Below are 12,399 nucleotides of genomic sequence, written 5' to 3' on the forward strand. Positions count from 1 at the left end.
GTAACGATCAAAGCAGCGATTTTGGTTTCCCTGCGACGAATTCTTTCAAATAGTAAGGTTCAAAGTATGCTGGGTCTACAGTTTCTTTATTCGCTAGCGCGGAATGGGCTAGTAGCGACATCCCCTTTGCGGAAGGGAGGAATGAAGAATTGAATTCCATAGACGGGTGCTGAAGGAATCCCTCGCATTTGCCTGCTCCATCTCCAAATGTCAGCACCGTACCCGAAAGATGATTGAAACTCTCTTTTGCAAGTTCCAAAGCTTGTACTTCTTGTAGCGTGTTGCCAGCAGAATCAATAGTAGCGGTGTAGACCTCCATGCGACGTGCGTCTATCATAGGGAGGTAATGATCAAACCCCGGATGTTCTTCCCGAGCTTGGGCCGCCATATGCTCCAATGTTGAAAGTGCAATCAACGGTAGATCTAATGCGAAACACAATCCTTTGGCGGCAGCGGTTCCAATGCGCAAACCAGTATATGATCCTGGTCCTTTACTGATTGCTATCGCGGAAAGGTCTTTGGAACGATTACCAATAACCTCTTTGATTAATACATGCAGTCGCTCAGCGTGGATGTACTTTTCGCTGTGTTCCTCTTTCAAGCTGATCAGACCACTTTCATCCGAAAGGGCAACTGAGCAGTTCTTGGTGGCACTTTCAATACTGAGGATTAGACTCATTCTTCAGACTCTTCGTCTTTTGCATCACTGTCTTTCACCTTCACGCGCTTTCCGTTCTTAAGGTTTTCAGAAACCTCTTTATACGGTCCGCTGATGACGACATCGCCGTCTTCTAATCCATTAATGATCTCGATGTACTTACTGTCTTGAAGTCCGGTCTCAACCACACGAATCATGGATTGGCCGTTCTCCAAAACGAACACACAAGTAAGGTCTTCCTTGTCTTCGTCATCGTCAGAATCGTCATTGCCACCGTTGATGTATTGGCTGTACGCGTTCGATGCTGTATCTGAACGGGTAGTCACCGCTTTGATAGGAATCGCGAGAACATCTTCTGCTTTATCGGTCATGATTTCCACCGTTGCCGACATGCCCGGACGGAAAGGCGAGAGGTGCTCTTCACCTTCCTTCATCAAGTGTTTATAGCTCGATGGAAGAATACGCACCTTCACAGAGAAGTTGGTTACTTGATCCATGCTTAGCGCTGATGAAGTCAAGGAATTCAATGCAGTATTGCTGATCTCAGTAACCACGCCTTTGAATTCTTCGTCGATGTAAGCATCAACTTCAACGATGGCTGTATCACCCAAAGAGACGAGAACAATGTCGCTTTCGTTGACTTCTACATTCACTTCCATGCTGCTGAGGTCAGATACCTTCATGATCGTCTCTCCTTGCATCATGCTGGTTCCGAGAACGGCTTCACCTACTTCCTTGGTCAACGCTGTCACTGTTCCTCCCATTGGAGCTTTGAGTTCTGTTCGTTTAAGGTTATCCGCCGCTTCACGGTATGACGCTTCCGCGCTAGCGATAGAAAACTGAGCCGATTTAATACTCTGTTCAGCTGCTTCAACTTCAGCCTTGCTCACTTCAAAGTTCGAAAGTGCTTGGTCGTAGTCTGCTTGAGAAATGGCCCCTTGTTCGAACAGTTGTTGGCTACGCTCAAAAGAACGTTCAGCAGCAAGGAACTGCGCCTCAGATTGAAGCTTGCGTGCCTTCGAAGACGCCAGTGTAGAGCGAGAGGTATTCACCGCCGCCTGCGCACGGCCCAAAGCCGATTGGTAAATGTCAGGGTTGATGCCGACCAAAAGGTCACCAGGACCAACCAAATCACCTTCTTTCACTGGAAGGTCAAGGATCAGTCCGCTTACTTCAGCAGAGATCATCACCTCCACTTCTGGTTGGATCTTACCGCTGGCAGAAACGGTTTCAGTAATCGTACGAATCGATGTGTTATCTGTTGAGACTTCTACTCCTTTGCGTTTCCCACCAAAAACAGCAGCGAGTACAGCAATAAGTATGATCACCCCAAGAGAGATCAGAATGATTTTGACTGTTTTAGACATTAGCGTAGCGTTATAGGTTGTCCCATGTAGAATTCAACCACTTTGACTCTAAACAGGTAGTCGTATTTGTTACGGATCAGGTCTGCACGTGCATTGTCTAGACGCACGCGAGAAGCAGTGAACTCCACAATGGTAGAAGCTCCTTCTTCGAAACGAACTGTTGCATATTCCATCGCTTTTTCTGCAGCGCTCACACTGAGCTCAGCAGCTCGGTAGTTATTTAAGGCAGCGAGTGCATCTGCATATGCCGACTCTACATTTTGTGTCAAGGTCAACTTTGCTTGCTCAAGGTTGAGCTCAGCAGTTTCCATGTTGATCTGGGCACGTTGCATGTTTCCGTGCGTTGAGAAGCCGTTGAAAATTGGAATAGACAGACTGAAGAAGAGACTAGAGTTTACGTTGTCTCTGATCTGATCATTGAATGCTTTTGTTTCGAATCCATCAGTGTAAGTGAAGTCTTGAGTGACAACGAGGTCACCGCTGCCTTCTACAAATCCAATAGGAATGGTTCCAGCAGGCACCAATTCACCTTGGGGAACAGATGTTGCTCCTGAGTAACCTGAACCGTAAGAGTAGCTCGCTGATAAGTTAGGAGACATACCACCTTTGGCAATTTGAACACCTGTTTGGGCGCTGGCCACTGACGCTTCTGCGCTCTTGATTTCAGGGAAACTGTTTACAGCCATGTTTGTGGCAGTTTCGGCCGATCCAGGGAGAGTCAATGTGCCAAGGTCGCCTAAGTCTGGCGCGACAATGCTGAATGATCCGGCTTCTTCGCTTGGAACCAAGATTAGCTGGCGCAGCGAGAGGTACGCGAGATTACGGTTATTCTCAGCAGTAATGACACTTGCTTGATCACTTGAATATTGCGCTTGGATATCGAGAAGATCGCCTTCAGGAGCGGCACCTACTTCAACCAATTTCTGGATACGATCAAGTTGTTGTTCCGTTGACTGAAGGTTGCTCTGTGCAATCTTTAAGAACTCCTCTTGGAACAACACATTGAGGTAGGTATTCGCCACATTCAAAGCGATGTCGTTCTGCATGCGCAAGAGATTCTGTTTCTGCGCTTCAAAATCTTGTGTGCTTTGCTTGTAGCGATTTAGGTTCTGGAAACCATTGAAAATAGTGAGCCGTGTACTCAATCCAAGGCTATTGCTTCGGATACGTTCAGAGGCGAACTGGTTGGTGAACGGGTCAATGGTTTGACCCCAGTTGTATCCGTGAGACGCAGATGCGTTCAACGACGGTAGCATTGTACCGAAGTTTTGAAGCTTGTTGACCGCATTCAGTTCAAGCTGTAGTTCGCTTTGCTTGATTGAGATATTGTTCGCGAAGGCGTGATCAATACAACGCTTCAAAGACCACGGTTCCTGCGCCTGCAAAGAGACTGCGAGGAATAGGCCGAGAGAAAGAGTTAGAATTTTGGACATGGCAATTGTGTTCAATGACAAACATAGCCATATCCTATGCCCTGCATGTGGGCATTATTATGAACGATTGTTAATCAGGGGCGAACGGCAAGAGCCTGCCGTTTAGCGTATCAGATCGCGATGAGCTCGATCTCAATACGGCGGTTAGCCTCATTTTGCCAGTCAGTAACTGGGTCTGGGTAGATCATTTCTGTGTTTCCAGCTCCCTTAGTAGTGATACGAGATTCTTCGATACCACGACTAATCAAGTAATCGCGCACGGCTGCAGCGCGAGACTCACTTGCCTTGAAATAGAAACGCTGACTTTTCTTGTTGTCAGGACCATTAACGTGTCCGATCACAGCAATCTTAATCGTTGGATTGATCTTCATGAATTCTACCAATTCTTCAAGAGCAGGCTTGCTCTTGTGGTAGATTTCAGTCTTATCACCTAGGAAAGTAATGTCACGCACGTCAGTCTTTTGACCAACAGCCAAGGGACGAAGTGCAACATCTTGCTTGTGGATCTTTACTTCTTCTGGCCAGAACTTCTCTGAGTAGTACATGTATCCTTTCTTGACACATGAAACAGTGTAGAGTCGGTAATTACGGATTTCGAAAGTGGTGTCTTCCACTGCTTTCATTGTGACCCCTTTGCGTGGGTTGAGTCCGTATATATTGACATCGGCTGTCATTGATTCGCGTGAATCCGCGTCAAAAACAGTCAATTCCATTTGCTGTTGTTGGATAGAACGCTCGTTGTTCTCGATACTACGTTCTTGAACAAATTGAGCATGAAGTAAGCTTGGAGCTAACGCTCCCATGAGCAAAGTAAGAGTGAGGATAACCTTATTCATAACACACCGTTGTACTGCTTTCCCGTCTTAAAGGTTAGCGTTTTAATGAAATATTTGTAGGACAGTACTTACAAATATGTTGCCCAAATAGGATGCTTACGCTTTCAAGGTAGGTTTTTTTCGATAAAAAGCGACAAAGCCAATCACCATCAAAAGGTATGGAATCCCCATCAGATAAAGGATTCCAGAGTTTAGTCCTTTACCAATGCCTCCTGAATCTGCAGAATCTTCCGCCACTGCTTTGCACATAACACACTGAGCTTCCGAAAATTCCGGAATTGAGACAAAGAGTATCACGATGATAAGAATGACCCATCTTTTCATAGAGCAAAGATAACTTAGAACGGTGAGAATGGATAGAAGGGAGAAATCATAAAGTAGACGATCACTCCGGTCAAGGTCACGTATAACCAAAGAGGGAAAGTGTACTTCACAATTTTGCGGTGCTTATCGATTCTTCCTGCCAAGGCATGAGTGAAGGCGAAGAGTACAAGAGGTACGATCACCGCAGACAACACAATGTGCGAGAACAAGATGAAGTAGTAGATCGTTTTCACGGTTCCTTCCCCACCGTATGGTGTATGGCTAGTGGTAGCGTGAAAGATCACATAAGAAACCAGGAAGAGCGCCGAGAAAGTCATGCCCAACGTGGTTAGTTTACGGTGAGCTTCCACGTTCTTGTTCTTAATCGCGACCAAGGCAGCGATCAACAAAAGGAAGGTACTCCCATTCAATAGAGCGTTCAACATAGGTAGGAAGTACAGGGTAGACTTCGTTCCCTCTTCGAATTCAGGAGTTGGGATGTAACGCAACACCGTCACTACAATCGGGATGACTAGGCTGATAGCGATGACAAACTTACGAGCCGTACGCTCGTTTTGAATGAATGCAGGTGCGTTCATGGTTCTTGTAATAAGCGCTTGATATCAATAAACAGTTGATCTACCTCGGATGTTGACGTTCCGTCATAATATCCTCGGATGTGTTTATTCTCGTCGATCAAAGCAAAAGTGTCTGAGTGAAAGAATCCGCCAGCAGCGGTATCTGATTCCAGTGCAGTGAGATAGTACCCGAAGCGTGCTTGGTCATAGATGTCATTCTTATCTCCAGTGGCAAACTTCCAGTAAGTGGTGTCTGCACCCATGCGTGCAGCATACGCATCTAGAATCTCTGGTGAGTCATACTCAGGGTTGACGCTATGCGATAAAATGCGAATCTCACCCCACATCCCCTCGTTTTTTAATTTGTCTTGCAAACGTGAAAGCTGGGAGGACATCACTGGGCAGATGGTCGGGCAGGTCGTGAAGAAGAAGTCAGCTACGTATATGTGGCCGTCGTAATTCTTGTGAGACACTTCTTTTCCTGATTGATCTGTGAAAGCAAAAGGAGGAACCTCAAAGTAAACGGTATCGGCTAACATCGAACCATCATCTTGCTTAACGAGCTGGATGTCGTGATTCCCAAAGTAGGGCAGGGGCTGTTGTTTTGCTGAGTCTTGAACGTCTGCTTCGCAGGAAGCGAGGACTAGACTAATTCCCAGAATCAGCGCGCTTCCTTTCTTCATACGCTTCGATATCTATCTCTTTCTTTAGAAGGGCGATGTCTTCAATAGCATCCTTGATCTGTTCTTCTAGGTTACCATCATATACACCTCGAATGTGTCCCTCGGTATCGACTAATTTGAACTTAGCTGTGTGAGTAGGGTCGGGAATCAGAAAACCATCTGTAACAATCTCATTAATCACCTCTTGATCTCCGGTCAGGAATTGCCACTTACCATCGTAGTCATTGTACTGTTCCATCTGGTCGACGTACTCCTTTAATACCTCTGGTGTGTCGTGTTCCGCGTCGAGCGTAAAACAAACCAAGTAGATATCAGACTCATGACGGTACCGGAAGTTCGGCCAAAGTAAACGACTCGTGATTTTGCGGATGTATGGGGAGTTGGTTCCATAGAACGCAGCCAACCACACCTTGCCTTTTAAAGAGTCAAGTGTAACAATTTCACCTTCCTGATTCGTCAGGCTGAAGTCAGGGAGTCGGTGATATATTGTGTCGCCTACAACAGTGGTGTCTACAGTCTTCGGACCGTAGTATGGTAATGTGTTGAAGTGATGCGAGCCAGCCTTTCCAAAGAAAAGGAGCAATGCGAGGGGAAACAAAAAAAGTACACCTGTGAGTAAGATGTACTTTTTCCAATCAATTTTTTTCTGTGCCATTTATTTCCAAACGTCCCAAAGGTCAAAGTGGGAGATTCCTTCGGTGAGTGCGATAAAGATCAAGTACGCGATAAAGATCACATACGGAACTAGAATCACACGACGAAGGTTCTTACGCTCATCGCCTAGGTGCATGAATGACATTACGATGTATCCAGCTTTGAATAGCGTCAAGATGATGAATGACCACTTGATCGCCGTCCACGTGAATGTTTCGCTTCTCTTGAAGATGATACCCATGGCTACCTCTGCAACAGTAATTGCAGTGAGGATAGCAGTAACCTTCCATACATTCTTTCGGATCTTCTTACCTGCTTCCTCACTGTGGTGAGCCTGCATTGAGTAAGAATCATTTACAATTAGATCGTCTCTTTCCATGACAAGTAGGTTCTAGGATCAAACAAGGTAGAAGAAGGTGAATACGAATACCCATACAAGGTCTACGAAGTGCCAGTAAAGACCAATCTTCTCAACCATCTCGTAGTGTCCACGCTTTTCGTAAACGCCTTGGATTACGAGAAGCCAGATGATGATGTTAATCACCACACCAGAGAATACGTGGAATCCGTGGAAACCAGTAATGAAGAAGAAGAAGTTGCTGTACTGTTGTTGCACACCGTACTCATTCTCTGAAAGATTCGCACCGAAGACGAACTGATCGGAACTACGAGCGTTCCAAAGTTTCATCATTTCAGCGCCTTCTACTGTTGCTCTGTTTTCAATGTACTTGTTCACTGTCAAGTACTCTAGCGTTGCTTCGTGGCTGTGAGCACCAAGAGACATAGCCGTTACTGAACCACCAGCCGTGGTAACAGATACGTTTGGCGCGCCTTCAACGTACTCTTCCATGATGTTTCCGAAGTGGTGATCCATGTAAACACGGTCTCCAGCTAACATGTCAAATTGCATAGTCTCTCCATTGGCCAATGTACCTGTCACGGTAACATTTTCAGAAAGCTGGAATGCTCCACCTGAACCATGAATGAAGTGTGACCACTCCCAAGCCTGTGATCCTAGGAAGATGAATCCTCCAACGATCGTCCAGCCGAGCCACTTGATAACCCCTTTTTTGTCGTTACGGTGACCAGCTTCTACCCCGAGAACCATCGTTACAGATGATACAATGAGGATAAAGGTCATCAAGGCCACGTAAGCCAACGGATACTGTCCTTCAAGACCAGGAAGTGCTTCGAACACTTGTTCACCGATTGGCCACGGGCTCTCAGAACCGTGACGGATAAAACCGTAAGCAGTGAGGAGTCCTCCGAATGTCAGTGCATCTGACACTAGGAAGTACCACATCATCATCTTACCGTAACTTACACTGAAAGGTGAACGTCCGCCACCCCACAGTACTTCTTTTGGAATTTCTTTTGTCGCTTCGCCTGCCATAGCCAGGAAATTTGCCGCAATTTTAATGAATTAAGAACAAAAAGACGAACAAATACAGCCATAATATGCCCAAGAAATGCCAGTACATTCCATTGGTGTATAGACTAATCGTTTCGTTCTGATTGATTTTGCCCTTACTAATTCGCACAATGTTAATCACAAGGTATACAAATCCGAACACAAGGTGCAGGATGTGAATACCAATCAATGCCCAAATGTATGAACCGTTTGAGTTCGTTTGTTTGTGCACCTTTTTGGTGATTGGCTCAGCTTGAAGCACGTCATCTGACGCGTAAAACTCGCCATCATCATAGATCAATTTCTTTCCGTCTTTGTGTACGTAGTAGTCCACTCCGTACTCGCCACTTACCTTATCAAGACTGTTCCAGCGGTAAGCTTCAAGACCTTGACCGTTTTGAGCCACAGTCCATCCCATTCCTTTTGAATGGAGTTCGTCCCAAGCAGCTTTTTGGGTGAGCGTGAAAGCCACACCCAGAACCAAGGTGGCGACCATCATGGCCATCGAAAGTCCTTTATTCCCAGACTTCATTGCTCGAAGTGCCAACCAAATGGTCAGACTCGAGATGATGATGATCACATTACTGATCCAAAGTGAGGTAGGTGGGTTGATATGAACCCAGAACTCACCCATGCTGCTTACGATGTAAGCTGAAGTGAATCCTCCGAATAACATGACGATAGCGAAGATGATGAAGTACATCAACATCTTTTTCGTCCTCACTTTTACGTCAGGATCGAAATCTGCGAATACGTCTTTCTTGTTACGGGGCTGTTGGTTTGAAGAATCTTCGTTCATTCTTTAGAGTTTGTCAATGACATACATTATTTGAACGATCGGAAGGTAGATGAATGAAGCAAACATCAAGATTTTGGCGTCTTTGGTGTCGGTGCTCTTGTAAAGCTTCCATGCGTACCATGCGAAGATGGCACCACAAATAGCTACAACAGCTGCTCCCCAGTTACCAATCATTGGTGCTTCGGCAGGCAAAGCCCAAGGAAGTAAACTCACAGGGATAAGAACCATGCTATATAGGAAGATCTGGAAAGCAGATGATTTGGTACGCCCTCCATTAAATGGAAGAAGCTTGTACCCAGCCTTCGTGTAGTCTTCGTGCGCAACCCAAGCAATGGCCCAGAAGTGAGGGAATTGCCACATGAACTGCGTAGCGAACAAGGTTCCTGGTTCAACATTGAAGTCTCCTGTTGCGGCAACGTATCCAAGCATTGGTGGAATAGCTCCAGGGAACGCTCCGATAAATACAGCAAGTGGACTGCGTTGTTTCATCGGCGTGTACAAGAACACGTAGAAGAAGATAGCAATGGCTCCAAGAAGACCACTCAAAGGATTTAGGAATTGCCAAAGAATCAGGATTCCAGCGAGGCCGCTGACAGTAGCCAAGGTAATGCCCTCTGCTACACCCATTCTTCCAGTTGGAAGCGGACGATTCTGTGTGCGTTTCATCAAGCGGTCAAGGTCTCTCTCCCAAACTTGATTCAATCCGTTACTTGCTCCAGTGAGTAGGAATCCACCAACAACGAGGGCTGAAACAGCAAACCAACTGACTTGCTCAGCTCCCATGAGGTAGCCTAAGAATGATGACAGAACAACGATAAGCGTCAGGCGCACCTTGAAAAAGGCCGCAATATCCTTCATGCGATCTCCGAAGGAGTAGCTACGAGAAATTGACTCAGCTGACTTTAGGTTCTCCATAATCGGGGGCAAAGTTACTTATAAAAACCATCTATTCCCCCGGATGTTGAATAAATCAAATATCTCGGTATGGACGTACCAAACTCGTCCTTACACCGACCATTAACCATGCATCAAATGGTGAATCCAGTGAGTTGAAGACTTTTCGAACGCCGATGCCACCGACGGCTGAAAGGCCATAGAAGTCGAGCGGACGTTCGTATTCTCCAATGAACTGCAGGAGGGTGTTCTTTTCTCCCTGCGCAATGCGATTGTCATAGGCTTGCCATGGATCTGCATAGGAAGTGAAGACATCACCTCCATAGTTCAGTCCTTCTTTATCGCGTCCAAAGCTTCCAAGAATGAAGGTGCCATGAAGTGTTTCGTTTTCTCGAATCCATTTCGCTCGCGTTACCCATTCTATAAAGTTCGTTTCAAGCGGGTGTGCCAATGATTGATTCAAATGGCCATAGCTCTGTACCTCACTTCCGTGAGTATAGGTGAACGGACGAACCAAGTTGAACTCTGTTTGAAGCATGAGACTGTCTGTGAACAGGTCCCAACTTTTCGCACCAATTTGCCATGCGAACTTGTTGCCCCACCAACCTGCTCCGCGTCGCAGTTCTGCCATGAGAAACTCATCGAAATACAACTGCGTGTACAGCTGAACTTCCGTAGTAATCTCAATGCGCATCTCGAGACCTAGCAGTGCATTGTCTGCTGAACCTTGAGCAAACTCCACCGGACGATAGAATATGAAGGGGTTCAAATACGCTGGTTCGAATCCGCGTTGAGAAAGTGTGTCTTGAGCTTGCCATACAACTGCCTCGTATAATGTTAAGTTGACGCGGTGATTGATGTTCCAGCTCAATGAGTGCAGGGCCATATACTTGCGACGTCGCTCTTGGGTGAGCTCGTCGAGGTTGTCCATGCCGGTGAAAAGATTCGTGTATTTGATCTTCCACACTTTAGTGGTGAAACGTCCGTAGTAATAGGGAGCGGCGTTGTTGCTGAGAATCATGGAACGGTATCCATTTCCCCAGAAGTGCTTGTCTCGGCCGATGTCTAGATTGAAGTACTTTCCAATTCGCATGCCCGCAGAGGCTGTCCAGTAATGCGCTCCAAAGGCATCTCCAATAGGTGTGACTTCACCCAACCCTGGAAGTGTTCGCTTTTGCTTTGCGAATAATTGCAGGTGGTCGGGGAAGTACAAGTATCCAAACTGATAACCTGTATTGAGGTAAAAGCGATCGTTGAATACGCCAGTGAAGTGAGCTCCGAGTGATCCAAACCCTGCAACGCCGAAGCTTGGGCTGGCAGAACCTCCTCCCATTAGATCGGCAACAGGTTTGATGGTGTATCTTAATCCGTCACCTTTCAGGAGGCTTGAGTCTGCTGTTAATGTCACTAGCGTGGAATCAAGGAACGGACTCAGCGGACGAATGTGCGTGTGGTGAGGTTTGCTCGTATGAATACGATGCTCTGTTTCGCTCAGATTCTCCCAGTGCTGATAACCAGTAGGGATTTGCGATTCCGCGATCAGCGAAAAAAGAAGAAAGGCTAAAAGGATGCCGTATCTCATGCCGCTTGCTCTCCGATTTTTGCTTTCATCTTCTTTTCCTCCTTCGTTGGGATGAAGAAGATTCCTTGAGCTAATGCCAATGCCACACCTCCAACAATTAGGAAGCTAATATTCGGACGATTCGCAGGCATCAAGAAAGCCAAGACGATAATGAATGCAGTGTAACCATAAAGACACAATACCGTCTGGCGATGGTTCAAGCCCAAGGCGAGAAGGCGGTGGTGGATATGGTTCTTGTCAGCACTAAAAGGTGAGCGACCTTGAATAGTGCGAATAAAGAATACACGGATGGTGTCAATCAATGGGTAGGCTAGAATAGCCATAGCTAGTACCGGCTTCGATACCCCACGAATTCCTGCTGGAAGACGGTCGACAGGGAAATCGATCATCTGTGTAGCTAAGACATATATGACCACACCGATGGTCAGGGAGCCGGAGTCTCCCATGAATATTCGGGCGGGATTGAAGTTGAAGACCAGGAAGCCCAACAATGCTCCTCCAAGACCAGCTGCTAGCAAGGCCAACGGAAGGTCCATGGTTTGGTAGAACCAGTAGGCGAAAGTGAAACTAGCGATCAGTCCAATTCCTCCTGCAAGACCGTCAACCCCATCGATCAAGTTGATTGCATTGACAATGACGATGTAAACAAAGACAGAGAAGAGGTAGCTGATGTAATCAGGCATATCGTTGATTCCGAAGAGTCCACAGAAATCACGGATTCGGATATCGGCCATAAATACGAGGATGGCACCTACAACCATATGAACCATGAGTTTCTTACTCGGGCTCACACCAATAATGTCATCTTTCAACCCGAGGAAGAATAAGATGAACATGCTGGCTACAAGGAATTTGAATTCATGCAGTGCGCGCAGTGGATCGTAAACCATTCCTAGTTCGTAGGCGCTAGAAGAAGGGAACCACAAACTGAACCCAAGAATAGTTCCGGCGAAAATGAGGATACCTCCAATCGTCGGTACACTTCGTCGGTGAAGCTTACGCTTGTCACCAGGTTCATCAACAAGGTGCTTGAGTTTCGCCACCTTGATCAATGAAGGCATGGCGATGATCACCAAGAAAAGTGCGGTCAGGAAGCCAAGTGCGATCTCTTTCACGATTGTACGCTTTGTTCAAAATTAGGCAAACCCCAATGGAATGCCGTGTAAGTATTTCCCACTATTCCATGTAAGCTATGTCGTAA

At 46.3% G+C, this 12,399-nt stretch carries 14 protein-coding genes; all 14 read right to left on the minus strand.

The features are described from left to right. Window positions 1-7: 7 nt before the first annotated feature. Window positions 8-679, minus strand: a complete 672-nt coding sequence (tsaB, locus tag RA156_RS00465) for a tRNA (adenosine(37)-N6)-threonylcarbamoyltransferase complex dimerization subunit type 1 TsaB (RefSeq protein WP_306641875.1) — start codon at window positions 677-679, stop codon at window positions 8-10. Then, a complete protein-coding gene (locus RA156_RS00470) occupies window positions 676-2,025 on the minus strand; it encodes an efflux RND transporter periplasmic adaptor subunit (RefSeq protein WP_306641877.1) in 1,350 nt (449 codons plus the stop codon). Before RA156_RS00470 ends, tsaB begins: the two co-directional genes overlap by 4 nt. Next, window positions 2,025-3,458 carry a TolC family protein gene (locus tag RA156_RS00475; RefSeq protein ID WP_306641879.1) on the minus strand — a complete coding sequence of 478 codons (1,434 nt, stop codon included), beginning with the start codon at window positions 3,456-3,458 and terminating at the stop codon, window positions 2,025-2,027. Before RA156_RS00475 ends, RA156_RS00470 begins: the two co-directional genes overlap by 1 nt. 110 nt (window positions 3,459-3,568) lie before the next feature. Continuing rightward, the gene (locus tag RA156_RS00480; protein ID WP_306641881.1) at window positions 3,569-4,294 is read right to left on the minus strand and encodes an OmpA family protein; all 726 of its coding nucleotides are present in this window, start codon (window positions 4,292-4,294) and stop codon (window positions 3,569-3,571) included. A 96-nt stretch (window positions 4,295-4,390) separates the two neighbouring features. Continuing rightward, on the minus strand, window positions 4,391-4,618 hold the full coding sequence (locus tag RA156_RS00485) for a hypothetical protein (RefSeq protein ID WP_306641883.1): 228 nt from the start codon (window positions 4,616-4,618) through the stop codon (window positions 4,391-4,393). Window positions 4,619-4,632: 14 nt separating this feature from the next. Further along, the gene (locus RA156_RS00490) at window positions 4,633-5,196 is read right to left on the minus strand and encodes a DUF420 domain-containing protein (protein ID WP_306641885.1); all 564 of its coding nucleotides are present in this window, start codon (window positions 5,194-5,196) and stop codon (window positions 4,633-4,635) included. After that, complete coding sequence (locus tag RA156_RS00495) at window positions 5,193-5,858, minus strand: SCO family protein (protein WP_306641887.1); 666 nt, start codon at window positions 5,856-5,858, stop codon at window positions 5,193-5,195. The genes RA156_RS00490 and RA156_RS00495 overlap by 4 nt, the downstream gene beginning before the upstream one ends. Further along, window positions 5,824-6,513 carry an SCO family protein gene (locus RA156_RS00500; RefSeq protein WP_306641889.1) on the minus strand — a complete coding sequence of 230 codons (690 nt, stop codon included), beginning with the start codon at window positions 6,511-6,513 and terminating at the stop codon, window positions 5,824-5,826. The genes RA156_RS00495 and RA156_RS00500 overlap by 35 nt, the downstream gene beginning before the upstream one ends. Continuing rightward, window positions 6,514-6,891, minus strand: coding sequence for a cytochrome C oxidase subunit IV family protein (locus RA156_RS00505; RefSeq protein ID WP_306641891.1), 378 nt, complete (start codon window positions 6,889-6,891; stop codon window positions 6,514-6,516). 18 nt (window positions 6,892-6,909) lie between these two features. Beyond that, a complete protein-coding gene (locus tag RA156_RS00510; protein WP_306641893.1) occupies window positions 6,910-7,905 on the minus strand; it encodes a cytochrome c oxidase subunit 3 in 996 nt (331 codons plus the stop codon). Between the two features lie 22 nt (window positions 7,906-7,927). Next, a complete protein-coding gene (locus RA156_RS00515) occupies window positions 7,928-8,722 on the minus strand; it encodes a cytochrome c oxidase subunit 3 (protein WP_306641895.1) in 795 nt (264 codons plus the stop codon). A gap of 3 nt (window positions 8,723-8,725) precedes the next feature. Next, the gene (gene cyoE / locus RA156_RS00520; RefSeq protein WP_306641897.1) at window positions 8,726-9,637 is read right to left on the minus strand and encodes a heme o synthase; all 912 of its coding nucleotides are present in this window, start codon (window positions 9,635-9,637) and stop codon (window positions 8,726-8,728) included. Between the two features lie 55 nt (window positions 9,638-9,692). Continuing rightward, window positions 9,693-11,198, minus strand: a complete 1,506-nt coding sequence (locus RA156_RS00525) for a hypothetical protein (protein ID WP_306641899.1) — start codon at window positions 11,196-11,198, stop codon at window positions 9,693-9,695. Continuing rightward, entirely contained in the window at window positions 11,195-12,313 is a 1,119-nt protein-coding gene (locus RA156_RS00530) for an MraY family glycosyltransferase (protein ID WP_306641901.1), read from the minus strand. Before RA156_RS00530 ends, RA156_RS00525 begins: the two co-directional genes overlap by 4 nt. Window positions 12,314-12,399 lie beyond the last annotated feature (86 nt).

The organism is Sanyastnella coralliicola (assembly GCF_030845195.1).
GTDB classification, from domain to species: domain Bacteria; phylum Bacteroidota; class Bacteroidia; order Flavobacteriales_D; family Sanyastnellaceae; genus Sanyastnella; species Sanyastnella coralliicola.